This is a genomic window from Microbacterium koreense, from assembly GCF_042677105.1.
Taxonomy (GTDB): Bacteria; Actinomycetota; Actinomycetes; order Actinomycetales; family Microbacteriaceae; genus Microbacterium; species Microbacterium koreense.
Genome location: NZ_JBHTIM010000001.1, coordinates 297351 through 322363 on the forward strand (window position 1 = coordinate 297351; position 25013 = coordinate 322363).

Consider the following 25013-nt stretch of genomic DNA (forward strand, 5'->3'; position numbering starts at 1 on the left):
ACCGTTCTTGTGAAGTGATGTGATCGATCGATCACGATCGATCACCGACGGACGGAATACGTATGGCCACCAACGGAACGGTTCGGGCGACGGAGCGACGAGCAGCGATCCTCGCGTCCCTCTCCCGCGACGGAGCCGTGCAGATCGACGAGGTCGCGACGGCACTGGACGTCTCGTCGATGACCGTGCGTCGCGACTTCGACGAACTCGAAGCCGACGGACTTCTCCGACGCGTGCGTGGCGGCGCCGTCGCTGTGAACGGACCCCAACCGTTCGGCGATCGGCAACGGGTGAACGCCCGCGCCAAGCGGGTGATCGCCGCGAAGTCGGCCGAACTCGTGCCCAGCTCTGGCGCGATAGCCGTGGACGCCTCCAGCACGACGGGAACCCTCGTCGGCGACATCGGACCCCGCGACGGGCTCACCGTGGCGACGAACTCGTATGACAACTTCGCAGCGGTGCGCGCCACTCCGGGCGTCAATCCGATCCTCATCGGCGGCGAGGCGGAGAAGACGACGGGCAGCTTCGTCGGAATGATCGCGTGCGAGGGTGCGGCATCCCTGCTGTACACCCGCTTCTTCACATCGGCAACCGGAGTCGACCCCACGCACGGCAGCTCCGAAGTCTCCCTCGGTGAAGTGCAGGTCAAGCACGCATTCGGCGAGCACGCTAGATCGATCGTCCTGTGCGTGGACTCGTCGAAACTCGGCCGGACGTCGGTCGCCCATGGATTCGCCTTCGACGCGATCTCGGTCATGATCACCGAGCTCGATCCGACCGACGCACGGCTCGATGAGTACCGAGGCATGGTCGAGCTCAGATGATGTTCTTTCGCCTCGCATCCTCGCGTGCTATGTTCGCACTTGTTCAAAGTCACATATAGTCACAGAACGCAGGTTTTCATGTCGAACCCCACCGCTGCTGCCCTGATCGCGCGGTCCAACCGCCTCGGCGCCGACCCCAAGAACACGAACTACGCCGGCGGCAACACGTCGGCGAAGGGCAGCGAGACCGATCCGGTGACCGGTGAGCCCGTCGAGTTGATGTGGGTCAAGGGTTCCGGCGGAGACCTCGGCACCTTGCAGGAGAAGGGCCTGGCCGTGCTGCGCCTGGACCGCATGCGCGCGCTCGTCGATGTCTACCCCGGCATCGACCGCGAGGACGAGATGGTCGCCGCGTTCGACTACTGCCTGCACGGCAAGGGCGGAGCTGCCCCGTCGATCGACACCGCGATGCACGGACTCGTCGATGCCGCGCACGTCGACCACCTCCATCCCGATGCGGGAATCGCGATCGCGACCGCGGCAGACGGTGAAGAGCTCACCGCGAAGATCTTCGGGGACAAGGTCGTGTGGGTGCCGTGGCGTCGGCCCGGCTTCCAGCTGGGCCTGGACATCGCCGAGATCAAGGCAGAGAACCCACAAGCGGTGGGCACCATCCTCGGCGGCCACGGGATCACCGCCTGGGGCGATACTTCCGAGGAGTGTGAGCAGAACTCGCTCTGGATCATCGAGACCGCTCAGGCGTACATCGATGCGAACGGTGCGGCCGAGCCGTTCGGCGCGGAGCGCCCCGGGTTCGAAGCACTTCCCGAGGCCGAGCGGCGCGCGAAAGCCGCGGCGCTGGCCCCGACGATCCGCGGACTCGCGTCGACCGACAAACCGATGGTCGGACACTTCACCGACGCGGAGGTCGTCCTCGACTTCTTGGCGTCGGCGAAAGCACCCGCCCTCGCCGAGCTCGGCACGAGCTGCCCCGACCACTTCCTCCGCACGAAGGTCAAGCCGATGCTGTTGGATCTGCCCGCAGATGCGTCGGTGGAGGAATCGATCGCCCGGCTGAAGGAACTGCACGAGGCATACCGTGCCGACTACCAGGCCTACTACGACGCCCATGCCGACGCCGGCTCCCCCGCGATCCGCGGCGCCGACCCCCTCATCGTGTTGGTGCCCGGCGTCGGCATGTTCTCGTACGGCGCCAACAAGCAGACGGCGCGCGTCGCCGGTGAGTTCTACGTCAACGCCATCAATGTCATGCGCGGCGCCGAGGCGCTGTCGACCTATGCACCGATTTCGGATGCCGAGAAGTTCCGGATCGAGTACTGGGCTCTCGAAGAGGCGAAGCTCCAGCGGATGCCGAAGCCAAAGACACACCAGGGACGGATCGCGTTCGTCACGGGTGCCGCATCCGGAATCGGCAAGGCGATCGCGACACGCCTCGCCGCCGAAGGTGCGTGCGTCGTCGTCGCCGACCTCGACCTCGAGAAGGCGCAGGCCGCGGCAGCCGAACTCGGCGGCGCCGACGTCGCGATCGGCGTGGCGGCGAACGTCGCCGACGCCGATGGTGTCCAGGCGGCGATCGATGCGACCCTGCTGGCCTTCGGAGGTATCGACCTCGTCGTCAACAACGCCGGACTCTCGCTCTCGAAGCCGTTGCTCGAAACCACCGAGAAGGACTGGGACCTGCAGCACGACGTCATGGCCAAGGGGTCGTTCCTCGTCTCCAAGGCTGCCGCGAAGGCCCTTGTCGAGCAGGGCATGGGCGGTGACGTGATCTATATCTCGTCGAAGAACTCGGTGTTCGCCGGCCCGAACAACATCGCCTACTCGGCCACGAAGGCCGATCAGGCCCACCAGGTGCGACTGCTGGCCGTCGAACTCGGCGAGCACGGCGTGCGGGTCAACGGGATCAACCCCGACGGTGTCGTGCGCGGCTCGGGCATCTTCGCGGCCGGGTGGGGCGCTAACCGCGCCGCGACCTACGGCGTCAAAGAAGAGGACCTCGGTCAGTTCTACGCCAACCGCACGATCCTCAAGCGCGAGGTCGTCCCCGAGAACGTCGCGGATGCCGTGTACGTGCTCACCGGCCCCGAGCTCTCACGCACGACGGGCCTCCACATCCCGGTCGACTCGGGCGTCGCGGCGGCGTTCCTCCGATGACCGGCCACGTCGCGGCTGTCGATCTCGGCGCCACCAGCGGACGGGTGATCGTCGGGCGAGTCGGCGCCGACACCCTCGAGCTCACGCCGGTCGCGCGGTTTCCGAACACTCCGGTGCCGGTGAGTGACGGGCTACATTGGGACATCCTCGGACTCTACGGCGCAGCCCTCGATGGCCTGCGCGACGCGTTCCGACGCGAACCCACCATCCGCAGCATTGGTATCGACTCATGGGCCGTCGACTATGGACTGCTCCGCGACGGCCGGCTGCTCGGAAATCCGTTCCACTACCGCGACGCGCGCACCGAACGAGGCGTTGCAGCTGTGCACGAAAGGATGCCGCACGCCGAGCTGTTCGAGCGCAACGGGCTGCAGTTCCTGCCCTTCAACACGCTCTACCAGTACGCTGCCGAGCCGGTCGACCTGCTCCGCTTCGCGGACACCGCACTGCTGGTTCCGGACCTCATCGGCTACTGGCTGACGGGTATCGCGCGCGCCGAGCAGACCAACGCGTCCACGACCGGGCTCCTGCGCGTGCTCGACGCCTCGTGGGATCACGACCTCGCCCGGGCCCTCGGCATCCCCGACGGGCTTCTTCCGCCGCTCATCAAGCCGGGAGAGACTCTGGGCGCGCTGTCGCCCGACATCGCCGCCGCCATCCGTGCTCCCGAAGACGTCGCGGTCACGGCCGTCGGGTCTCACGACACCGCGTCCGCCGTGGTGGCCGTGCCGATGCAAGCCGATGCCGCAGCGTATATCTCGTGCGGTACGTGGGGTCTCGTCGGCGTCGAGGTGGACCGGCTCGTCCTCACACCCGAAGCCCTCGCCGCGAACTTCACGAACGAAGGCGGCGTCGACGGCCGTGTCCGACTGCTCCACAACATCATGGGCTTGTGGGTGCTGAGCGAAACGGTGCGCACATGGGAACGGTCGGGTCACGCGATCGACCTGCCGACGCTGCTGGACTCTGCCGAGGAAGTCACCGCCGCTGTGCCGGTGTTCGATGTCAACGATCCGCGCTTTCTGCCGCCGGGTGACATGCCCGGCCGTATCGACGCGTGGTGCGAGGAGCACAGCATGGCGCCCCCACGCACGCGCGCCGAGTACGCCCGTAGCATCGTCGAATCCCTCGCCCAGGCTTTCGCGGATGCGGCCATCGAGGCGGGGCGGATCGGCGGTGTCGACGTGCGCACGATCCACATCGTCGGCGGCGGCGCGCTCAACGAGCTACTGTGTCAGCGCACCGCCGACCGCGCCGGGCTGCCGGTGCTCGCCGGCCCTGTCGAAGCCACCGCACTCGGGAACATCCTCGTGCAGGCTCGCGCGGCCGGATTCCTCTCCGGATCGCTCGAGGCGCTCCGCGATCTGGTGGTCCGCACCCATGCACCACGGCGGTTCGACCCCCGCGCCTGACCGGTCACCGTCGCACGATCAAGGCGCTCGACCGCGACGATGACCCCGGCTGATCCCGGCTACGCCTCGCGGGTGATCGTCACCTGGACGTGTAGCTCACCCTTGTGCGGGCCGGCATACACGCCGCGCAGCGGGGGCACGTCGTTGTAGTCACGACCGTGGCCGACGAGCACGTGACGGTCGCCGATCTCGATGTTGTTGGTCGGGTCGAACCCCTGCCAGTCGCCCGCGAACCACTCGACCCATGCATGCGACTCTCCGGTGACACTGTCGCCGATGAGCGGTTGCGGATGCGGGTGCAAGTAGCCCGAGACGTATCGCGCCGGAATGCCGACCGCGCGTAGCGCCCCGATGGTGATGTGCGCGATGTCCTGACAGACACCCTTGCGTTGGGTCCACGCCTCGGCGGCGGTGGAGTGCACGCCGGTGATCCCGAACATGTACTCCATCTCGCCACCGATCGCCTCGGCGATCGCGTGGGCGGCATGTCCCGGATGCTCATGCCGTGCCGCGACCGACCGCGCGAGGTCGACGACACCATCATGCGGTTTCGTGCGCGGTGTCTGCGTCAGATGCTCCGACACCGTCACGTTACGTTGCGCTTCTCGACGCAGTTCTTCCCACGTCGTGTCGGCGTGCTCGATCGGTTGCGGCCTGACCTCGACGAGCGAGCGCGAGGTGATGCTGAGTTCCGAATGAGACGACAGCACGTCGAAGGCGGCGACGCGCGTGCCGAAGTAGTCGTAGTACTGATTGACGGATGCCGACGGCTCGATGTCGAGTTGAGAGCTCAGCACGAACTGGCTGTCGGTCGAACTCGGCAGCATCCGTGCTTCGTTGTACGAAGCGCTGACATCTCCCGGATACGAATAGCCGGTCGTGTGCTCGATCCGCAACCGATACGGACGCAGGTCTTGACGAAGGGTCATGAGATCTCTCCGATCCAGCTGGGCTCGGCCTGTGTCGGGAAGAACCTCTGGCGGATGGCTTCCGATGCCTCTCGAGTGACCTTCTGCACGCGGTGCATGTAGCGCGGCAGTTCGCCGAGGATTTCGCTGATCGGCCGGTACTCGAGATCGTTGCGAATCTGCCCGAGCGCCCGCAGCACGGTGTTCGAGTGCCCGACGCGGTCGGTCCGCGGGTCGATGGCGCTCATGCAGTTTTCGGCGCTGGCCACCGAATAGACGATCGACCGCGGAAAGAGCCGATCCAAGAGAAGCAACTCGGCGGCGTTGCGGGCGCTGGGCATGCCGCGGTAAGTCCGGAGGTACGCCTCATATGCACCGCACGATCGCAGGATCGTCGTCCACGACGGCCCCGATGCCTCGGTCAGCGATCGCGTTGCGAGCATTCGAGCGGTCATGTCCGCGCGCTCGATGCTGCGCCCGAGGGTGAAGAACTGCCACGACTCATCACGGCTCGTGGATGAGTCGACCACCCCGGCCGCAAGCACAGCGCGCTCTCGCACCCACTCGAAGAAGTCGTGCGCCTTGTCGGTCTGCAGGCGCCGCGGCATCCGCGCACCGGTGGTGTTGAGCGTCTCCCACAGTTCGGTGGACACGATCTCGCGGGCCCGGCGCGCGTTCTCGCGTGCGGCGGTCATCGCGTAGGCGATGCTCGACGGGTTGCTGCGATCGACGGCGAGGCGGGCGAGCACGTCCTCTCGGGTGATGACCTCACCCCGCTCGGCCGGGGCGGAACCCATGACGCTCAACAGCGACCGGCACGCAGTCTCTTCGTCGATCCACGGGTCTTCGAGCAGCAGTTGCAGGTGGACGTCGAGGATCCGCGCGGTGCCGTCCGAGCGCTCGATGTACCGTCCGATCCAGAACAGCGACTCGGCGATGCGACTCAGCATGATGCGCCCCCGTCCTCGTCGTCCGCAGCCGTGCCACGGCTCGCCTGCTGTTGCTGCTCCTGCTGCGACCGGCTCTCCGCATCGGGATCGCGCGGCGAGTGGGCCGGGGCAGGTTGCCCGTCGTAGATGATCGGGATGGCCGAGGTGGTCGCATCCTCGTCGGTGAACGCCGCGACGTTGTCGCGCTGCCCGTACTCGACCTGGCCGGGGGCGGCGCCACCGACGATCCACGTGTCCTTCGAACCGCCGCCCTGACTCGAGTTCACGACGAGCTGGCCTTCGGGAAGCGCCACACGCGTGAGGCCTCCGGGGAGCACCCAGATGTCGTCTCCGTCGTTCACAGCGAACGGGCGCAGATCCGCGTGGCGCGGACGCATCCCGTCTTCCACGAGGGTCGGGATCGTCGACAGCATCACGACAGGCTGTGCGATCCATCCTCTGGGGTCGGCGATCAAGCGTGTGCGCAAGGCGTCGAGCTCTGCGCGCGAAGCGTCGGGCCCGACGACCAGGCCTTTGCCACCCGATCCGTCGACGGGCTTGACGACGAGCTCCGGCAGACGGTCCAGCACCTCTTCGAGCGCGCCGGGGTCTTCGAGGCGCCACGTGTCGACGTTCTTGAGGATCGGCTCTTCGGCGAGGTAGTACCGGATCAGGTCAGGCACGTAGGTGTAGAGCAGCTTGTCGTCGGCGACACCGTTGCCGACCGCGTTCGCGATCGTGACATTCCCCAGGCGCGCTGCGAGCATCAGCCCGGGCGCGCCCAGCATCGAATCCGCCCGGAACTGCAGCGGATCGAGGAAGTCATCGTCGACCCGGCGGTAGATGACGTCGACACGCTTGGGTCCCCGAGTGGTGCGCATGAAGACCTTGCCGCCCATGCACAGCAGGTCGCGCCCCTCGACGAGTTCGACGCCCATGAGACGCGCGAGCAGGGTGTGCTCGTAGTACGCCGAGTTGTAGACGCCCGGCGTCAGCACGACGACGTTCGGGTCTTCGATACCGGCGGGGGCGGATGCCCGAAGGGCGGCGAGCAGCTTGTTCGGGTAGTCGCCAACCGGGCGCACCCGCATCGAGACGAACAGCTCGGGAAGGGTCTGCGCCATCACGCGTCGGTTGGAGATGACGTAGCTCACCCCGGATGGCACGCGTACGTTGTCCTCGAGCACGCGCATTTCGCCGTGTTCGTCGCGGATGAGGTCGATCCCCGAGACCTGAATGCGTACGCCGTTGGCCGAGTGGATGCCGGCGGCTTGCCGGTAGAAGTACTGACTCGACGCGATGAGGCCCGCGGGCAGGACCTCGTCGCGCACGCAGTGCTGATGTCCGTAAGCGTCATCGAGGAAGGCTTCGAGGGCGCGGACACGTTGTTTGACGCCCGCCTCGACCCGCGACCACTCGTCGTATGCGATGACCCGGGGAACCGCGTCCAGCGGGAACGGTCGCTCCTCGCCCGCGAAGTCGAACGTGACTCCCTGGGCGAGGTACGAACTCGCCAAAGACTCGGTGCGCCCGCGCAGCTCTTCCTGCGTCATCCGTGCCAGCGCCTGATGCAACTCTCGGTAGGCCGCTCGCGACTCGGCGGGTCCACCGGCGTCTGCCGACGCGGCGAACATCTCGTCGAATGCGGGCACCCCCGAGGGCGTCTTGCGCGGCGTGAGTGTGGACCCGTAGCCGTCGAAGAGATCACCCATGTGCCGACTCTAGCCCTGCACGTGTTGCCGCGGTGTTTCCCCGCCGAACCCTGCCCAATGCGGCACGATCCGTGTAACCTTCGCGCGCGCGGCATCGCGGGCCAACCGGCGAAAACGCCGTGAACCGAGCCGGCCCGACCGGCCGCGACTTACGCTGAAAGGGTGGGCGCATCCTCAGAGAACCGACGCATATCCACCGTTCTGCCCGGGTTCGCCGGTGTGGCATCCGTCGTCCTGGGCGTCGGGCTCGGCGAACTTGCCGCCCGTGTGATCGCCCCAAGCGCGAGCCCGGTCGCCGGCATCGGTGGTGCCCTGATCGATCTCGCTCCCTCGTGGGCGAAAGATGCCGCGATCGCACTGTTCGGCACCGCCGACAAGATCGCGCTCGTCGTCGGTATCGGCATCGTCCTGCTCGTGGTGGCGGCCATCGCCGGCTGGCTTCAGGTGCGTCGCCCGCCATGGGGGATCGTGATCGTCTCCGCCTTGGGTGTGCTGGGCGCCGTCGTTGCGATGATGCGCTCCGTCTCGCCGGTGACGGCGTGGATCCCCGCTGCCATCGCCGGAACCGTCGCGGCGGTCACGCTGTGGTTCCTGACACGAATGCTGCATCCGCGTCCCGCGGCATCCGCTGACGAATCGGATGCCGGTCCCGACCGGCGCAGATTCCTCTTGCTTTCGGGCGTCGCACTCGTCGCGGGCGTGGGTACGGCACTCGTGGGCGGCATCCGCACGGCCGGAAGTGTCGCGGTGGATGCGATCCGTCGCGCGTTGAAGCTTCCCGCCCCGGCCGTCGCGGGTCCCGCCATCCCGGCGTCCGCCGAGCTCGACATCCCGGGACTCGCGCCCGTGATCACACCCAATTCGTCGTTCTATCGCATCGACACCGCGATCATCGTGCCCGAGATCGACCCGGCGAGGTGGACCCTGCGCGTGCACGGCATGGTCGAGGAGGAGTTCTTCCTGTCGTGGGACGAACTTCTCGCCCTGCCCCTTGAAGAGAGCGTCACGACCCTCGCCTGCGTATCCAACCCCGTGGGCGGCGACCTCATCGGCAACGCCCGCTGGCTCGGTTACCCGATCCGCGACATCCTTGCCCGGGCACGTCCACTCGCCGACGCCGACATGGTGCTGTCTCGCTCGCGCGACGGGTTCTCGGCGTCCACCCCCATCGAGGCGCTCACCGACGACCGCAACGCGATCCTCGCCGTCGGGATGAACGGCGAACCTCTGCCCCTCCAGCACGGCTTTCCGGTCCGGATGGTCGTGCCCGGGCTCTACGGGTATGTGTCGGCGACGAAGTGGGTCACGTCGCTCGAGGTCACCCGGTTCGACCGCGCCAGCGCCTATTGGACTGACCGAGGGTGGTCCGAGCGCGGCCCGGTCAAACTCCAGTCACGCATCGACGTGCCCCGGGCGGGCACCGCCGTCATCGCCGGCGACACGGTCATCGCCGGGATGGCCTGGCAACAGCACGTCGGGGTCTCGGGTGTCGAGGTGCAGATCGACGAGGGTCCGTGGCAGCAGGCGGACCTGGCGACGGCGATCTCGGCGGACACGTGGGTGCAGTGGAGCCTGCCGTGGCAGGCGACACCCGGCGATCACCGCGTGCGGTGCCGGGCGATCTCCGCCGATGGTCAGACCCAGACGAGCACGGTCGCACCGGTCGTTCCCGACGGTGCAACAGGATGGAACGAGCGCACGATACGGGTGACCGAAGCCTAGGGCGCCGATCAGCCCGCGAGCACGACGCGCAACTGCTCGACCGCCCAGTCCAGTTCGGTGGCGCGGACCACGAGCGGCGGGGCGATGCGCAGCGTCTGCCCGTGCGTGTCCTTGGCCAGAACGCCACGGGCCAGTAGCCGCTCGGCGATCTGCCGCCCCGTGCCCGCGGCGGGGTCGATATCGACCCCGGCCCACAGACCCGCGATGCGCACGTCGGTGACACCGTGCCCGATCAGGCCCCGCAGGCCGTCTGCGAGGTGCTCGCCGAGCGCGAGGGCGCGCTCCTGGAACTCTCCGCTCTGCAGCATCTCGACGACACGCAGACCGATGGCCGTCGCGAGCGGGTTGCCGCCGAAGGTCGACCCGTGTTCGCCGGGTCGAAGGACGCCCAAGACGTCGCGGTCGGCGACGACCGCCGAGAGCGGCACGATCCCACCGCCCAGCGCTTTGCCGAGCAGGTACACGTCGGGGACGACGCCCTCGCGCTGGCACGCGAACGTCGTCCCCACGCGGGCCAGGCCCGCCTGGATCTCATCGGCGATGAAGAGCACCCCGTGGCGCGTGCACAACTCGCGCACCGCGCGGAGGTAGCCCTCCGGTGGGATGATGACCCCTGCCTCGCCCTGGATCGGCTCGATCAGCACGGCCGCGGTCTGCGGTCCGATCGCCGCCTCCATCGCATCGATCTCACCGAAGGGCACGCTCACGAAACCCGGGGCGTAGGGTCCGAAGTCGTCGTGCGCGACGGGGTCGTCGCTGAATCCCACGATCGTCGTGGTGCGTCCGTGAAAATTGCCGCCCGCGACGACGATCTCCGCGGCATCCGCAGTGATCCCCTTGACGCGATACCCCCAGGCGCGGGCGACCTTGATCCCCGTCTCGACCGCCTCCGCACCGGTGTTCATCGGCAGGACGAGATCTTTTCCCGCAAGCTCCGCCAACCCTGCGGCGAACGGTCCGAGGCAGTCGTTGTGGTAAGCCCGGCTGGTGAGGGTCAGCCGATCGAGCTGCTCGCGGGCGACCGCGAGGAGAGCGGGATGCCCGTGGCCGAAGTTGAGCGCCGAATACGCCGACAACAGGTCGAGATACCGCTTGCCCTCGACGTCGGTGACCCAGGCACCCTCACCGCGCGAGATCACGACCGGAAGCGGTGAGTAGTTCTGCGCGACGTGCGCGATTTCCGACTCGATGGCGGCGGAGGTGGCGACGTCGAGGTCGACAGAGGTCATGGCGGGGCCTTTCGTCAGCGGCGCAGCTCGAGCGTGCAGCACTTGATGCCGCCGCCGCCCAGCAGGAGTTCGGACAGGTCGACGAGGATCGGGTTGTAGCCACGCTCGCGCAGCTGCGCCTCGAACCCCTTCGCCCGGGGGGAGATGATGACGTTGTACCCGTCGCTGGACGAATTGAGACCGAACACGGCGCCGTCATCGTCCGAGACACGGATCGCGTCCGGGTACCGTTCGGCCAGGATCCGCTGGGAATCCTCGTCGAACGCGTGCGGGAGGTAGGCGATGTTCGCGTGCTCCACGCCACTCGACCCCTCGACGGGGTCGAGGACGGCGAGCGCCGTATCGAGGTGGTAGAAGCGGGGGTCGACCAGGCGGAGCGAGATGACCTCCTTGCCGAACACCCGTGCGAGCTCGGCGTGGCTGTCATCGGTCGAGCGGAATCCCGTCCCGGCGAGGATCGCGTCTCCGACGAGGAGGAAGTCCCCCTCCCCCTCGTTGACCTCGGCGGGGTCGATGACGTCGAACCCGTTGGCGGCGAACCATTCCATGAACGCCGGACCTTCGGGTACCCGCTCGGCGAACCGGAACTTCGCGCCGTAGGCGCGACCGTCGATCACGAATCCGCCGTTGGCCGTGTAGACCATGTCGGGAAGACCCTCGATGGGGTCGATGAGGTGCACATCGTGGCCGAGCCGCACGTATGTGTCGTGCAGCTCCTGCCACTGGGCGACGGCCTTCGCGGTATCGGTCGGGTTGGCCGGTTCCATCCACGGGTTGATCGTGTAGCTCACCGTGAAGTGCTCGGGCCGACACATGAGGTAGGTGCGATGCTGGGCGATTCGGGGGGTGGGCGATGCCGCGACGGCGGCGGGGTTCGGCGTCGACATGGTGTCTCCTTGCGAGAGGCGGCGGACGCTGTCCAGGGGCCCGGCGGTCCTCCGCGCGCTCATCGTCGACCCGGACGGGCGTCGATGCAAGGGCACGAGAGGCGGCGACACGGGCACGCCGGGCTCCATTCTGTCATGAGGCGCCGTATTCACCCCGTCTCCGCTCGTTCACCGCCTCGTCGCCTGGCCGTCGTCTGCTGTGCTTCGGCGTGACACGCCCGCCGCCCATATTGGGCAGACCGGGGAGGTGCCATGGATCGCGATGCCGTGTTGGCGTGGGTGGAATCGCCCCTTCAGTTGGTCGGCGCCGCGGAGTGGGCGGAGGCATCCGGGCGCACTGTCCCCGTCGCCGGTCGACTCACCCCTCAGATGTCCGAGACCGCGGACGAACTCGTCCGGCGCGGTGCACGTTTCGGGCCGATGGACCCGTACATGGGCATCCCGTGGCGACTCCTGGCCCAGCACGACCATTGGCTCGTCGGCGACGGTTTCTCCGGACAGTTCCGACTGGCGGCATCCGTCCTCCGGCCACGACGCGTGACGTTTCTCGACGACGGTGCGCACACGCATGCGTTCGCTGCCACAGTGCTCGGCGATCGCCCGTACTCCCGCCCCCACGTCGCCGAGCGCGGAGCGACGACACGGCTCGCGCCGCTTGCGTTCGAATTGATCCAGCGCCGTGCGCGCGAACGGCGCGCGGGGTTCTTCACCGCGTTCGACCTCGGACCCCACCGCGAGTCGGCGTTGGGCGACCGCGGGTTCGCCGTCACGCGGCATCGGTTCGCGTGGACGCGGGCCACCGCGTCGCCGGTGACCGAGCTCGGTCACCGGCTGGTCCTGGGCAGCGCGCGCCCCGTCGACGGCCGGATGACCCTCGCCCATTTCGTCGACTGGGTACGCGCGATCGCCGCCGAGGGCGACGTGACCTACCTGCCGCATCGTCGTGAACCGCAGGAGCAGCGCGCGGCGGTCCGCCGCATCCGAGGAGTGCACCTGCACGAAACGACCCTCCCCGTCGAGCTGGTGCTCGCCGGGGCCGAGGGGCGCGTCGATGTCTTCACCCTGCCCTCGAGCACGACCACGACACTGCCGCTGGTCACGCAGGGGCTCGACGTGCGCATGTTCACCGCCGCGCAGCGTCCGCTCGGAGCAGTCGCGTGAGCGCGCCGACCGTCGCGGTCATCCCCGCGCGAGGCGGGTCCAAGGGCGTCCCCCGCAAGAACCTGCAGCGCGTCGGCGGCATCCCGCTCGTGGCCCGCGCGATCCTCGCCGCACGGCGGTGCCCCGAAGTGGACCGGGTCGTCGTCTCCACCGACGATGCCGAGATCGCCGGCGTGGCCCGAGAGTGGGGCGCAGACGTGGTCGACCGGCCCGCCGAGATCGCCGGCGACACCGCGTCGAGCGAGAGTGCGCTGCTGCACGCCCTCGAGGTGCTCGCCCAGCGCGGAATCGACGTCGGCGTGCTGGTCTTTCTTCAAGCGACGTCGCCCTTCATCGACTCGTCGGCCCTCGGCGAGGCGATCCGCACCGTGCGCACGCGGCGGCGCGATGCCGTGTTCTCCGCCGTCGCCACCTACGGGTTCCTCTGGACGAAGGGGCGCGGCGGCTCGGCCGATGCTCTCAACCACGAAGTCGGCACGCGCCCGCGTCGCCAGGACCGCGAGCCGGACTACCTCGAGACCGGGGCGTTCTATGTCATGCGGGCGCAGGCATTCCGCGCCGTCGGGCACCGCTTCTACGGGTCGATCGGCATCGTCGAAGTCCCGGAACGCACCGCACTCGAGATCGATACTCCGGCGGAGCTCGTCATCGCACAGGCTCTCGCGCCGATGATCGACGACCGCGAAGCACCCGACGTCGACGCGGTGGTGACGGACTTCGACGGCGTGCACACCGACGACACCGCCCTCGTCACCCAAGACGGCACCGAGTCTGTGCGCGTGAGCCGGTCCGACGGCCTCGGCGTCGCGCTCCTCCGACGCGCCGACATTCCGCTCACGATCCTCTCGACCGAGACCAATCCCGTCGTCGCCGCGCGCGCCGCCAAGCTCGGCGTCGACGTCATCCAGGGCGTCGATGACAAAGCGAGCGCTCTGCGCTCGTGGGCGGATGCCGCGGGCATCCCGCTGGCACGTCTCGCGTACGTCGGCAACGACGTCAACGACCTCCCCGCCCTCGAGATCGTCGGGTGGCCCGTCGCGGTGCGCAACGCGCACCCCCTCGTTCTCGCTGCCGCCCGGGTCGTGCTGGACCACGACGGCGGTGCCGGCGCGGTGCGCGAGATCGCCGACCTCGTGCTTCGCGGGCGTGCCGTTCCGGCATCCCTCACCCTTTCCTGACTGGAGACCACCTTGACCGTCACGATCGGATCCCGTGTCGTCGGAGGCGGACGCCCCACGTACGTCATCGCCGAGATCGGACTCAACCACAACGGCGACGTCGCGCTCGCCAAGCAGCTCATCGACGTCGCCGCGGACGCGGGGGCGGATGCCGTGAAGTTCCAGAAGCGCACGCCCGAGCTGTCGACTCCCGAGCACATGCGCGACATCCCGCGAGAGACGCCCTGGGGCACGATGAGCTACCTCGACTACCGGCGACGAGTCGAATTCGGACGTGACGAGTACATCGAGGTCTCCGATCACGCATTGCTGCGGGGACTCGAGTGGTTCGCCTCGCCGTGGGACGAACCGAGCGTGGCGTTCCTCGAAGACATCGGCGTGGCCGCACACAAGGTGGCCTCAGCATGTCTCACCGACACGGGACTGTTGCACGCGCTGCGAGACACGGGAAAACCCGTCATCCTCTCGACGGGCATGTCGACGGTCGAGCAGATCGACCGCGCCATCGAGGTGCTCGGAACCGACAGGCTCGTGCTGATGCACGCAACCTCGACGTATCCCATGGAGCCCGACGAGGCGAACCTGCGCATGATCCCCGCTCTACGGGATCGGTTCCCGGGTGTGCCGGTCGGATATTCGGGCCACGAGCGCGGGCTCCAGGTCTCCCTCGCCGCCGTGGCCATGGGAGCCGTCGCTGTCGAGCGGCACATCACCCTCGACCGCACCATGTGGGGGTCAGACCATGCCGCTTCTCTCGAGCCGACGGGACTGCAGCACCTCGTCCGCGACATCCGCATCATCGAAGCGGCGCTGGGCGACGGGGTCAAGCGGGTGTACCCCGGTGAGCAGGCCGCGATGTTGAAGCTGCGGCGCGTTCCCGCGTGAAGCCGCGCACCCGGCCGTCGGCGGGGGCGGCTGGGCACGCACCGATGCGCATCGTCGCCGTCGCCGACACCGACTCATACGTCAAGTGGGCCGCCGCGCTGCTCGGCGCGGCACCGCCCGAGTGGGACGTCCGGCTGCGGGTGCTCGAAACCCCGCTCGCCGTCAGCGCGTCGCAGCAACGCTCCGCCCTCGCGGGGAGCGGGCTGCGACCCGCAGCGGTCGAGCGGGTCACACCCGGCGAGCTGAACCGACGGCTGCGCGACGACCCACCCGATGCCGTTCTGCTCGCCGCGCGCGGACCTCTCGTTCGCGTGCTGGCGAAACAGGTCGCCTCCCTCACACCGCGCCCGGTGATCGTGACGGGACTGCCGGGCATCTCGATCCCCGCCACACGCAAGGCGGTGCTGTTCCGCACGCAGTGCGACCTCTTCGTGCTCCACTCGCACCGCGAAATCACCGCGTTCGCGCGCCTCGCCGCCGAAGAAGGTTTCGCGCAGACGTTCGCGCTCGCCTCGCTCCCGTTCGCCCGACGCGGAGCCCCTGGACGCGGAACCGATCTCGTCTTCGCGGCGCAGGCGGTCGTACCCCGCGAGCGTTCGGAACGGATGCGTGTCGCCCGACTGCTGCGCGACACCGCCCAGGCTGATCCCACCCGCCGGGTGGTCGTCAAGCTTCGAGGGGTCACCGGCGAGCATCAGACCCACACAGAGGCCGATCCCTACCCAGACCTGCTCGCCGCGCTCGGCGACGTGCCGGCGAACCTGGTCGTCTCGACGGCGCCGATGGCGCGTGCCCTCGACGACGCCGAGGGCCTGGTGACCGTGAGCTCCACTGCGGCGATTGAAGCTCTCGCGCGCGGCATCCCGGTGATCGCACTCGACACGTTCGGAGTGTCGCCTGCGCTCATCAACCCGGTGTTCGTCGGCAGCGGCCTCTTCGGCGACGAGGGCGAGGTCATCGCGCGGCGGTTCCGGCATCCGCGTGCCTCATGGCTGAACGCCAACTACCTGCACGATCCGACCGACGACGATTGGAGCGACCGGATCGTCGAACTCGTCACGCGGCGCCGCGCAGGGCTGCTTCCTCCGGCCCACGCCGTCCGTCGCCCGGGCGGACGTCTGCGCGACGCATGGGAGCGCAAGCTCGTACTCGGCGCGCACGACACGACCGTGTCGGGCCATATCGCCCGTGCGATCGGAACGCCGCTGCGGGCGGCGGTCCGCCGCATCCGCTCTCTCGCCCGTCGACGACAGCACATCGTTTCTGCACACTGACCGGCGGTTTCGTCGATTGAGTGCCATATTGGCAAATTCTCACGCGCGGCCCGCGACAGCCTGCGAGAGTATGTACATGCCGCGACGATCCGCCGACGACACCCGGCTCCTCATCATGGGCGCCGCCCTACGCATGCTCCTCGAGCGGGGGGCGACCGCGGGTGTCCAGCACATCCGTCTGCAGGAAGTCCTGCGGTCCGTCGGACTCACGACCGGCGCGGCGTACCGCATCTGGCCCGACCAAGATGCCTTCCACCGCGACCTCGCGATCGAAATGATGCGTCTGCGTTTCGCACCCCCGGCCGACAGCGCCTCGCGTGCGATCCGGGAGGCCATCGCCGGGGATGGATCAATGGACGATGTGGTCCGACTCGCCGCTCAGGATCACGTGTCGTACGCCGCACGCTTCCACCTCGAGCCCGAATCGCGCGACTCGCACGCCTTCATCACCGCCCTCGCGCTGCGGACGGCGGCCGGAGCCTGGCCCGAACTGCGCGAGGCCGCGGCCGAACGGCATCGTGAGTCGATCGACTCGTTCGCGGCGTTCTATGGCGAACTGATCGCCCACTTCGGCTATCGCGTGCGCGATCCGTTCACGATCACCGATTTTGCCGAGGCCATGGCCGCGCTCGGCGAAGGGTTCGCGATCCGCGCCGCGCAGGGGCTGGACCATCCGACGTACGAGTTCAGCCCCGACGGAGGACCGAAACAGGAGTGGACGCTGTTCGGAGTGGCGATCCGAGGCCTGGCATCGGCATTTCTCGAGCCAGAGGGTACCCCCGGCCGCCTGGACTGAGCCACGGCGGCCGGGGTTGCTTGCCCCCAAGCGAGGACGCGTTCGCGCGGGACCCGAAACCCGTCAGGTGCGTCCGTCCCCGAAATCCATGGTCACCCGAGAAAGCCGCTTCGTCCAGATAGATAACTTGTTTATCTTCCAGGTGACATTTTGTTACGACGGCAGCCGCCGCCCGCCGCGCCGACGGGGTTCCCCGGGCCGCCCGGCGTTGCGCTGCGCCGCCCCCGCGTCGCCCCGCTCTGCCCAAGAATGCGCCCGCTCTCAAACGCAGTTTGTGCGGAGAAAGGGTTGCATCGCGCTGGCCGGAAGCGGCCGGTTCTCCGCACAAACGGACGACCGACAGGCAGGGGGTGCGGGGAGGCGGGACCGTGTCAGATGACGGCGTCCGACCAATGGTCGGGGTTGCCGAAGCGGTGCGCGGTGATCGTGATCGACTGCTCGCGCAAGAAGGGCAGCAGTTCCAGTCGCCCGGCGGTCGTCACCTCATCGGCGTACACGGCGAGGTCGGGGTCGCCGTCGGTCGCCGCAGCGAGGTCTGCCCTCGCGGCGGCGGCGGATGCCGGGGGCCCGACGATCCGCACGCGATCGGCGCGATCGGCACCCGACATCCGTGCGATCCACTCGTCGTCGGATTCGACCCACACCGCGACGTCGACGTCGGAGAGCACGCGGCGCACAGGCGCCGGCAGGCCCACCGGCGTGGACACATCGAACTCAGTACCCGATCGGATTCCCGCCACCACCACACGCAGGAGCGATTGCCACGAGGCGTCGCCGGTCGCCCGCACGGCGACGCGCGGAGCCGGCCGATAACGGAACAGGTTGCGCTCGACACCGACGCGGGACACGTCCTTCACTCGGCCGAACTCACGGTCCCAGACGATCGCGTCGCCCAGCGCCCCACGCCGCAACCACTCGAACTCCTCGTACCCCAGCGACGGCTGCGCCGCCTCGATGAGGGCGGTGATCCGCGAGTCGAGCCCGCGCAGATGCAGCGTCGTCGACGGTGCCGCGCCACGCGAGGCCCGCCATGTGCCGAGCCCGACGAGGTAGTTCGGTCCACCCGCTTTCGCCCCCGGTCCCACCGAGGAGCGCTTCCAGCCTCCGAACGGCTGACGCTGCACGATGGCACCGGTGATGCCGCGGTTCACGTAGAGATTGCCGGCTTCGACGTGGTCCAGCCACGTCTCCAGGTCCCCGGGATCCTGCGTGTACAGGCCGGCGGTGAGTCCGTAGGCGACGGCATTCTGCATCGCGATGGCGTCGGCCAGCGAGTTGGCGAACATGATCCCGAGCACCGGGCCGAAGAACTCCTCGCGGTGGAACCGGGAACCCGGCGCCACGTTGGTTCGGATGCCGGGACGCCACAGTCGTCCGGCGTAACCTCCGGCATCCGCGTCGTCGACCCGCTCGGGTTCGACCAGCCACCGTTCCCCGTCGTCGAGGGTGGTGAGCGCCCACTCGAGTTTTCCGTGTGGCACCTCTACGACAGGGCCGACTTCGCTCAGCGGGTCGGTCGGCGACCCGACACGCAACGATCGCGTGGCGTCGACCAGTTGCCGGGCGAACCGGCGGGAGCGCCCGACCGGGCCGACGAGAATGGCCAGCGATGCCGCCGAGCACTTCTGTCCCGCGTGCCCGAACGCACTCTTGATCACATCGGATGCCGCCAGGTCGAGGTCGGCTGACGGCATGACGATCATCGCGTTCTTGCCGCTGGTCTCCGCGAGCAGCGGCAGGTCGGGCCGCCACGAGCGGAAGAGCGCGGCGGTTTCCCACGCGCCGGTGAGGATCACGCGGTCGACGTCCGGGTGAGAGATCAGGCGCGTGCCCACCTCTCCTTCGTCGATGTCGACGAGCGCGAGAACCTCGCGGGGGACGCCGGCGTCCCACAGCGCCTGAGCGATCACGGCCGCACAGCGGCGGGCCTGCGGTGCCGGTTTGAACACGACGCCCGATCCCGCGGCGAGCGCGGCCAACACGCCCCCGGCCGGAATCGCGAGCGGGAAGTTCCACGGCGGCGTGACGACCGTCACTCGCGCCGGTTCGAATACGGCACCGCTCACGCGGTCGAGCTCGCGCGCGTTCGCGGCGTAGTAGTTCGCGAAGTCGACGGCTTCGCTCACTTCGACGTCGGCCTCGGCGAAGACCTTGCCTGTTTCGGATGCCGCGACCTCGATGAGGTCGGCCCGACGCGCTTCGAGCACGCGGCCGGCGGCAACGAGCACGGCTGCCCTCTCGGCCGCGGGACGCCCACCCCACGCCTGGGCGGCGTCCCGCACCCGGGAGACGGTTTCGTCGATGTGGCCGGTCGCGGTGAGACGGGCCGCAGCGAGCGTGTCGACGCCGACGGTCGAGGTGGCGATGCGATCGAGGATGCCGCGAGCCCACTCACGGTTGGCCGGCAGCGCGGGATCGGTGTCGGGCGTGTTGCTGAACCCGGGTGCGCCGGTGGCGTGTTCGTCGGACTCGCGCAGCGAGAACACCGCGGTTTCGACGTAGGAGTCGCCGCCGAAGATCTGCGCCTCGGCGGCGGGGCTGCCCTCATCGCTCGAACCTCGCGCGATACCGAGGACCGCCTGGGTGAGTCCGCTCTCCCCGTCGTCGGGGCCCTCACGCACGAGCGCCGGTGTCGATTCGCCGGGGTCGGTGGTGCGGTCCTGTCGACGGTTCGGCCCGAGTGCCAGGTCGACATCCTCCGCGCGCTCGAGCGACGCGAGGAATCGGTCCCGTTCACGCTCGAACATCGCCGGGTCGTCGGCGAGATCGAACGCCGCCGAGAGGAAGTTCTCGCTCGACGCGTTCTCCTCGAGCCGGCGCACCAGGTAGCTGATCGCGACGTCGAACTCGTCGGGCCGCACGACCGGCACGTAGAGGAGCACCTGACCGACTTCGGCGGCGACCGCGCGCATCTGCCCCTCGGCCATGCCGAGCAGCATCTCGACGTCGACAGCGTCGGTGACGCCCCGCTCTTGGGCGAGAAGCCATGCGTAGGCGATGTCGAAGAGGTTGTGGCCGGCGACACCGAGGCGCACGGCCGCGGTGTTCTCCGCGCTCAGAGCGAGATCCAGACACCGCACGTAGTTGGCGTCGGTGTCGAGTTTGCTGCCGTAGGTGGCCAGCGACCATCCGTGCATCGCCGCATCCACCCGCTCCATCGGCAGGTTCGCCCCCTTGACCAGACGCACCTTGATCGGTGCTCCGCCCGCGTCGACACGCTGCCGCGCCCACGCGGTGAGTTCCTGGAGAGCGGGGAGCGCGTCGGGAAGGTACGCCTGCAGCACGATTCCCGCGGTCAGGTCCGACAGGCGTGGATCTTCGAGCAGACGCGTGAACACCGCGATCGTGAGGTCGAGATCGCGGTACTCCTCCATGTCGAGGTTGATGAAGGTACCGTCTTTACGAGCACTGAGGTAGAGCGGCAAGAGGCGTCGGACGACCTGGTCGACAACCTCGTCGAAGGCCCACATCGAGATGTGACTGGCGATGGCCGACACCTTCACCGAGACGTAGTCGACGTCGTCTCGTCGGATGAGATCGTGGATGCCGTCGAGCCGACGCTGAGCCTCGCCGTCGCCGAGCACCGCCTCTCCGAGCAGGTTGAGGTTCAGACGCGCGCCACCCTCGCGCAGGCGGGCGATCGCGGGGCCGAGCTTGTCGGGCCGGGCATCGACCACGAGGTGTCCGACCATGTCGCGCAGGACGCGGCGCGCGATCGGGATGACCGGAGTCGGGAGCACGGTTGCCATCGCTCCCCCGACCTGCACAGCGGAGCGAAGGTACCAGGGGAGGAACTGCGGCGCGAGCGGAGCAACGCGCTGCAGGCCTTGTGCTGCCGCGGTGATGCTCTCGGGCCGCATGACTCCATCGACGAAGCCCATGGTGAACGCGAGCCCGTTGGGGTCTTTCAGCACCCCTGCCAAGCGGGCGGCGGCGGGGTCCACATCGGTGGCCGCGGATTCGTCCACCCACCGGCGGGCGAGCGCGACCGCCCGTTCGGCGACATCGGAGCGCGGCGCTGGTGGCGCCGCGTCGGAAGCGTCTGACATGGGCCCAGCCTAGATCCGGCGGGGCCCATCCGGCGGCAGCGCTCTCCTTCGGCCGACCGTGTGCCGGTGGCGGGCGGTCAGCGCCAGATGCTCGGCGCCGGGCGTCGCGTGGACGGAAGAGCCGAGGCCTCGGCCCAGTCGCGGACCCAGGGTTCGAGTTCAGGCAGGTTGTCCGGGCGATGGAGGGCTTCGAACAGCTCCTCGATCGGAACGACCCCGCGTCCGTTGCGGCGAAGGAAGCGCGCCCGAACGATCATCTCGGTGTACAACTCACCGTCGACGACGGCGCGGTGCATGAGGTACGTCGATTTGTCGTCGTGTCCGAGCAGACGCGACTCGATCGTGAAGCGCTGCCAGAGGTTGAGAGACTTGCGGAAAGTGATGGTCTCGCTTGCGACGACGGCGTACCAGCCGTGCTTCGCCGCGAGGTCCCACAGGCCGGTGCGGATGAGCAGATCGAAGCGCCCGAGGTCGAAGAGCGACCCGTACCGCCCGTTGTTCATGTGGCCGAGCAGGTCGATGTCGGTGGGCAACGTGCGCACCGTCACCTTCCCGACGGTGGTCGGCTCGAGGGGGCCGGTGCGTCGCAGCATCCGCTTCGCGCGCCAGATGGTGAGGAGGGTGCGCCAGATCACGTTCACGAGCAGTGATCGTAGCGATGCCCCAGCGATCTTGCGTTTCGGATTGACGATTCCTACAGTCAGCACCCGCCCGCCCTCTGAGCACCCCGCGATCGGGCGAGCCGCGGACGGAGGTGGCGTCGGTCGATTTCTCCTCGGCGGAAGGCGAGCGTAAAGTCAGCCGCATGGAAGCCGAACTCACGACCGACACCGTCGTCCGTCCTGTTCGCGATGTGGATGCCGAAGCGCTCGGACGCGTCCACGCCACGTGCTGGCATGAGACCTACGACCACCTGATCAGCAAGGCGGCGCTCGAGAAGATCTCGCCGCGTCGCATGGCCGAACTGTGGACCCACTGGGCCTCACAGGGACCCGACTTCAAGATGTTCGCGGCGCTCGTCAACGGCGAGATCGTCGGCTTCGCCGGCTCCGGCCCGGCGCGTGACCGTGACGCCCCGGCCTTCCGCGAGCTGTACTTCATTTATTTGCTCGACGCCCATCACGGCACGGGCATCGGTCAGAAGCTCTTCGATGCCGTCGTCGCGAAGGACGAGCCGCTCTACCTGTGGGTCGCCGACGACAACCCCCGCGCGCACCGCTTCTACGCACGCAACGGGTTCACCCTCGACGGCGCCTCGCACACCGAACCTTTCCTCGGCGAGACGCTGACCGAAGTCCGCTTCGTGCGCTGACACCCGTGTTGCAGGTCTGGGCCCTCGAGGGCATCCCCGAGGTCTCCCCCGGTGACGACCTGGTCACCCTCATCGTCGCGGCCGCCGGTACGTCGCTGGCCGACGGTGACATCGTCGTCGTGACGTCGAAGGTCGTGTCGAAAGCCGAGGGACGTATCGTCCCCGCCGACGACCGCGAAGACGCGATCACTTCCGAAACGGTGCGCGTCGTCGCCTCGCGCGAGACCAGCCCCGGCCACCGCACCCGCATCGTCGAGAACCGTCTCGGTATCGTCGCGGCTGCCGCCGGCGTGGATGCGTCCAACACCCCGCACGGCACGGTGTTGTTGCTTCCGGTAGATCCCGACGCGTCCGCGCGCGCCATCGCCGACGGAATACGCCTCGCCCGCGGCGTGCGCGTGGGCGTCATCATCACCGACACGCTCGGGCGCGCGTGGCGCGAGGGACAGACCGATCAGGCGATCGGCGCGGCGGGTGTCCACGTGTTCGAGGATCTGCGCGGCGGCACGGATGCCGAGGGCCGCCCGCTGAGTGTGACCATGCCCTGCGTCGCCGACGAGATCGCCTCGGCCGCCGACCTGGTGAAGGGCAAGGCGTCCCGTCTGCCCGTCGCGGTCGTGCGTGGTCGTGCCGACCTGGTCGGAGATCTCGACCTGCCCGGTGCGCGGGCCATCGTGCGCCCCGCCGAGCGCGACATGTTCCACACCGGCGCCGAGGAGGCGTACTCCGACGGGTTCGCTGCGGGCGCGGCATCCGTCTCCTGATCCGACGGTACGACGCGCGGTGCGATCCGTGCCGAGTCACCCGCCTCGGCGTGACCCGGGGCGCCACGTCGCGCAATCCTGGGTGAGGTGACCCCCGGGAGGACAGGGACGACGGCAGCACAACCGACAGCGCAGATCGCACCGCGTCGGGCCCGGGGTGCAGTGTGGGCGGTGATCGGACCGCCCCGTTCCGAACCCCGTCCGAGGAGTCCGCATGACTGATTCCCCCGCTATTCCCGACCGCGCGAGCATCCGCCGCCTCGAGTCGCTCTCTCCGTTCGAGCTCCGCGAGAGGCTGCTGGCGCTCGGTTCCGATGAGCAGCGCCGCGTCGCGAAACCCCTGCTCAACGCGGGGCGCGGAAACCCCGACTTCCTCACCGCCGCCCCTCGCGAGGCGTTCTTCCAGCTCGGACTCTTCGCCGTCCACGATGCCCGGGCCGCCGGCCAGTGGAGCGCGGAACTCGTTGCGCAGCCACCCGCATCCGGCATCGCGGGTCGTCTCGACGACTGGTTGACCGCGAGGGACGGCGAACCGGGCATCGCCTTCCTCCGGCAGGTGGTCGCGTGGATCACGGCGCAAGGCTGGAACGTCGACGACGTCGTCTACGAGTTCGTCGACGGCGTGCTCGGGGCCCACTACCCCGACCCTCCCGCGATGCTCACGCACTGCGCGACCATCGCCGCACGCTACCTCGGTTCGATCATGGGCGACGGATTCCCGGATGCGGCAGACCTCGACGTGTTCGCCACCGAGGGCGGCACCGCCGCGATGCGCTACAGCTTCGACACGCTCTTCATCAACGCTCTCCTGCGCCCCGGCGACAAGGTCGCGATCATGACACCCGTGTTCACCCCCTACCTCGACATCGCCGCCCTGCCGGGGTTCGACCTCGAGGTGGTGCAGATCGCCGCGGACGCGACTTTCGCCGACGGCACGCACTCGTGGCAGTTCAGCGCGCAGCAGCTCGACAAGCTGCGGGATCCGTCGATCAAAGCTCTTGTGTGCATCAACCCGACGAACCCGCCGTCCGTGCGACTCGACGACGCCGCAGTCGAGCGAATCGCCGATGTCGTCCGCGAGGACAACCCCGGCCTCATCGTGATCACCGACGACGTCTACGGCACGTTCGTCGAGGGATTCCGGTCGTTGTCGGCCGTCGTGCCCCGCAACACGATCCTCGTGTATTCGTTCTCGAAATACTTCGGCGCGACGGGGTGGCGCCTCGGCGTCATCACGACGACGCGTGACACCGTGCTCGACGATGCGTTGCGCGCCCTTCCCGACACCGAGAAGGAACGCCTGCAGCAGCGCTATTCATCGTTGACGGAGGATGCCGCGTCGCTCACGTTCGCGCAGCGACTCGTCGCCGACTCCCGCGATGTCGCCCTCAACCACACCGCGGGACTGTCACAACCCCAGCAGGTGCAGTTGGCCCTGTTCGCGCTGTTCGACCTGCTCGACACCGAGCGCACCTACCGCGCTGCAGCGCAGGCTCTGATCGCCCGGCGACTCGACGCCCTGCTCGACGGCTTGGGGATCACGCTCGACCCCGATCCTCTGCGGGCCGGGTACTACATCGAACTCGACTTCATGGCGTATGCCGAAGCGCACTACGACGCGGGTTTCGCGGCGTTCCTGCGCACGAACTACGAACCCACCGACATCCTCTTCCGCCTCGCCGCGCAGACCGAGATCGTCGCGCTCAACGGATCGGGATTCGACGGACCCCCGTGGTCGATACGCCTGTCATTGGCCAACCTCGACGAAAACGACTACCGCGCGATCGGAATCGGCATCCGACACGTCGCCGAAGAGTATCTCGCCGAGTGGAAGGCGAACGCGCCACGACCGTGAC

General features: G+C 68.6%; 19 protein-coding genes. 12 read left to right on the forward strand and 7 right to left on the reverse strand.

Features of this window, described 5'->3' with window-relative positions; all coding sequences use genetic code 11:
* Positions 1–62 precede the first annotated feature (62 nt).
* The 3 genes from ACFQZV_RS01265 to ACFQZV_RS01275 all read left to right on the forward strand — a co-directional run bounded on the left by ACFQZV_RS01265 (position 63) and on the right by ACFQZV_RS01275 (position 4351).
* Positions 63–824: a DeoR/GlpR family DNA-binding transcription regulator gene (locus tag ACFQZV_RS01265; protein WP_378751475.1), complete on the forward strand. Its 762-nt coding sequence runs from the start codon at positions 63–65 to the stop codon at positions 822–824.
* A gap of 78 nt (positions 825–902) precedes the next feature.
* Positions 903–2939: a bifunctional aldolase/short-chain dehydrogenase gene (locus ACFQZV_RS01270; RefSeq protein WP_378751476.1), complete on the forward strand. Its 2037-nt coding sequence runs from the start codon at positions 903–905 to the stop codon at positions 2937–2939.
* Positions 2936–4351, forward strand: a complete 1416-nt coding sequence (locus ACFQZV_RS01275) for a rhamnulokinase (RefSeq protein ID WP_378751478.1) — start codon at positions 2936–2938, stop codon at positions 4349–4351. The genes ACFQZV_RS01270 and ACFQZV_RS01275 overlap by 4 nt, the downstream gene beginning before the upstream one ends.
* A 59-nt stretch (positions 4352–4410) precedes the next feature.
* Here ACFQZV_RS01275 and ACFQZV_RS01280 read toward each other — a convergent pair whose 3' ends face one another.
* The 3 genes from ACFQZV_RS01280 to ACFQZV_RS01290 are packed head-to-tail and all read right to left on the reverse strand — an operon-like array spanning position 4411 to position 7900.
* Positions 4411–5280, reverse strand: a complete 870-nt coding sequence (locus ACFQZV_RS01280) for a transglutaminase family protein (RefSeq protein ID WP_378751480.1) — start codon at positions 5278–5280, stop codon at positions 4411–4413.
* Entirely contained in the window at positions 5277–6209 is a 933-nt protein-coding gene (locus ACFQZV_RS01285) for an alpha-E domain-containing protein (RefSeq protein ID WP_378751482.1), read from the reverse strand. Before ACFQZV_RS01285 ends, ACFQZV_RS01280 begins: the two co-directional genes overlap by 4 nt.
* Complete coding sequence (locus ACFQZV_RS01290) at positions 6203–7900, reverse strand: circularly permuted type 2 ATP-grasp protein (RefSeq protein ID WP_378751484.1); 1698 nt, start codon at positions 7898–7900, stop codon at positions 6203–6205. The genes ACFQZV_RS01285 and ACFQZV_RS01290 overlap by 7 nt, the downstream gene beginning before the upstream one ends.
* Positions 7901–8062: 162 nt before the next feature.
* Between ACFQZV_RS01290 and ACFQZV_RS01295 the strand changes: the two genes are divergently transcribed.
* Positions 8063–9622: a molybdopterin-dependent oxidoreductase gene (locus tag ACFQZV_RS01295; protein WP_378751486.1), complete on the forward strand. Its 1560-nt coding sequence runs from the start codon at positions 8063–8065 to the stop codon at positions 9620–9622.
* An 8-nt stretch (positions 9623–9630) separates the two neighbouring features.
* Here the strand turns inward: ACFQZV_RS01295 and rocD are convergent, their stop codons facing one another.
* The gene (gene rocD, locus ACFQZV_RS01300; RefSeq protein ID WP_378751488.1) at positions 9631–10851 is read right to left on the reverse strand and encodes an ornithine--oxo-acid transaminase; all 1221 of its coding nucleotides are present in this window, start codon (positions 10849–10851) and stop codon (positions 9631–9633) included.
* 14 nt (positions 10852–10865) lie between these two features.
* Positions 10866–11738, reverse strand: coding sequence for a dimethylargininase (ddaH, locus tag ACFQZV_RS01305; protein WP_378751489.1), 873 nt, complete (start codon positions 11736–11738; stop codon positions 10866–10868).
* A gap of 252 nt (positions 11739–11990) precedes the next feature.
* Here ddaH and ACFQZV_RS01310 point away from each other — a divergent pair, with 252 nt between their 5' ends.
* From ACFQZV_RS01310 to ACFQZV_RS01330, 5 genes are all read left to right on the forward strand, one after another.
* Positions 11991–12899: a hypothetical protein gene (locus tag ACFQZV_RS01310; RefSeq protein ID WP_378751491.1), complete on the forward strand. Its 909-nt coding sequence runs from the start codon at positions 11991–11993 to the stop codon at positions 12897–12899.
* Complete coding sequence (locus tag ACFQZV_RS01315; RefSeq protein WP_378751493.1) at positions 12896–14077, forward strand: cytidylyltransferase domain-containing protein; 1182 nt, start codon at positions 12896–12898, stop codon at positions 14075–14077. The genes ACFQZV_RS01310 and ACFQZV_RS01315 overlap by 4 nt, the downstream gene beginning before the upstream one ends.
* Positions 14078–14089: 12 nt before the next feature.
* Positions 14090–14962, forward strand: a complete 873-nt coding sequence (locus ACFQZV_RS01320; protein ID WP_378751495.1) for an N-acetylneuraminate synthase family protein — start codon at positions 14090–14092, stop codon at positions 14960–14962.
* Between the two features lie 44 nt (positions 14963–15006).
* A complete protein-coding gene (locus ACFQZV_RS01325; protein WP_378751497.1) occupies positions 15007–16236 on the forward strand; it encodes a DUF6716 putative glycosyltransferase in 1230 nt (409 codons plus the stop codon).
* Between the two features lie 76 nt (positions 16237–16312).
* Complete coding sequence (locus ACFQZV_RS01330; RefSeq protein WP_378751499.1) at positions 16313–17032, forward strand: hypothetical protein; 720 nt, start codon at positions 16313–16315, stop codon at positions 17030–17032.
* 371 nt (positions 17033–17403) lie between these two features.
* Here the strand turns inward: ACFQZV_RS01330 and ACFQZV_RS01335 are convergent, their stop codons facing one another.
* Together ACFQZV_RS01335 and ACFQZV_RS01340 are read right to left on the reverse strand one after the other, a co-directional pair.
* Positions 17404–21081: a proline dehydrogenase family protein gene (locus ACFQZV_RS01335; RefSeq protein ID WP_378751501.1), complete on the reverse strand. Its 3678-nt coding sequence runs from the start codon at positions 21079–21081 to the stop codon at positions 17404–17406.
* A gap of 77 nt (positions 21082–21158) precedes the next feature.
* Complete coding sequence (locus ACFQZV_RS01340; RefSeq protein ID WP_378751503.1) at positions 21159–21722, reverse strand: thioesterase family protein; 564 nt, start codon at positions 21720–21722, stop codon at positions 21159–21161.
* A gap of 164 nt (positions 21723–21886) precedes the next feature.
* On the opposite strand from ACFQZV_RS01340, the gene ACFQZV_RS01345 reads away from it, so the two are divergent.
* The 3 genes from ACFQZV_RS01345 to ACFQZV_RS01355 all read left to right on the forward strand — a co-directional run bounded on the left by ACFQZV_RS01345 (position 21887) and on the right by ACFQZV_RS01355 (position 25012).
* Positions 21887–22393: a GNAT family N-acetyltransferase gene (locus ACFQZV_RS01345; protein WP_378751505.1), complete on the forward strand. Its 507-nt coding sequence runs from the start codon at positions 21887–21889 to the stop codon at positions 22391–22393.
* Positions 22394–22398: 5 nt separating this feature from the next.
* A complete protein-coding gene (locus ACFQZV_RS01350) occupies positions 22399–23157 on the forward strand; it encodes a coenzyme F420-0:L-glutamate ligase (protein WP_378751507.1) in 759 nt (252 codons plus the stop codon).
* A gap of 214 nt (positions 23158–23371) precedes the next feature.
* The gene (locus ACFQZV_RS01355; RefSeq protein ID WP_378751509.1) at positions 23372–25012 is read left to right on the forward strand and encodes a bifunctional aspartate transaminase/aspartate 4-decarboxylase; all 1641 of its coding nucleotides are present in this window, start codon (positions 23372–23374) and stop codon (positions 25010–25012) included.
* Position 25013: the final 1 nt, after the last annotated feature.

What these genes read in the sequence shown, in the direction of transcription:
- ACFQZV_RS01265 (WP_378751475.1), top strand. Translation starts at nt 63, where the DNA reads ATGGCCACCAACGGAACGGTTCGGGCGACGGAGCGACGAGCAGCGATC.
- ACFQZV_RS01270 (WP_378751476.1), top strand. Translation starts at nt 903, where the DNA reads ATGTCGAACCCCACCGCTGCTGCCCTGATCGCGCGGTCCAACCGCCTC.
- ACFQZV_RS01275 (WP_378751478.1), top strand. Translation starts at nt 2,936, where the DNA reads ATGACCGGCCACGTCGCGGCTGTCGATCTCGGCGCCACCAGCGGACGG.
- ACFQZV_RS01280 (WP_378751480.1), bottom strand. Translation starts at nt 5,280, where the DNA reads ATGACCCTTCGTCAAGACCTGCGTCCGTATCGGTTGCGGATCGAGCAC.
- ACFQZV_RS01285 (WP_378751482.1), bottom strand. Translation starts at nt 6,209, where the DNA reads ATGCTGAGTCGCATCGCCGAGTCGCTGTTCTGGATCGGACGGTACATC.
- ACFQZV_RS01290 (WP_378751484.1), bottom strand. Translation starts at nt 7,900, where the DNA reads ATGGGTGATCTCTTCGACGGCTACGGGTCCACACTCACGCCGCGCAAG.
- rocD (WP_378751488.1), bottom strand. Translation starts at nt 10,851, where the DNA reads ATGACCTCTGTCGACCTCGACGTCGCCACCTCCGCCGCCATCGAGTCG.
- ddaH (WP_378751489.1), bottom strand. Translation starts at nt 11,738, where the DNA reads ATGTCGACGCCGAACCCCGCCGCCGTCGCGGCATCGCCCACCCCCCGA.
- ACFQZV_RS01310 (WP_378751491.1), top strand. Translation starts at nt 11,991, where the DNA reads ATGGATCGCGATGCCGTGTTGGCGTGGGTGGAATCGCCCCTTCAGTTG.
- ACFQZV_RS01325 (WP_378751497.1), top strand. Translation starts at nt 15,007, where the DNA reads ATGCGCATCGTCGCCGTCGCCGACACCGACTCATACGTCAAGTGGGCC.
- ACFQZV_RS01330 (WP_378751499.1), top strand. Translation starts at nt 16,313, where the DNA reads ATGCCGCGACGATCCGCCGACGACACCCGGCTCCTCATCATGGGCGCC.
- ACFQZV_RS01335 (WP_378751501.1), bottom strand. Translation starts at nt 21,081, where the DNA reads ATGTCAGACGCTTCCGACGCGGCGCCACCAGCGCCGCGCTCCGATGTC.
- ACFQZV_RS01345 (WP_378751505.1), top strand. Translation starts at nt 21,887, where the DNA reads ATGGAAGCCGAACTCACGACCGACACCGTCGTCCGTCCTGTTCGCGAT.
- ACFQZV_RS01355 (WP_378751509.1), top strand. Translation starts at nt 23,372, where the DNA reads ATGACTGATTCCCCCGCTATTCCCGACCGCGCGAGCATCCGCCGCCTC.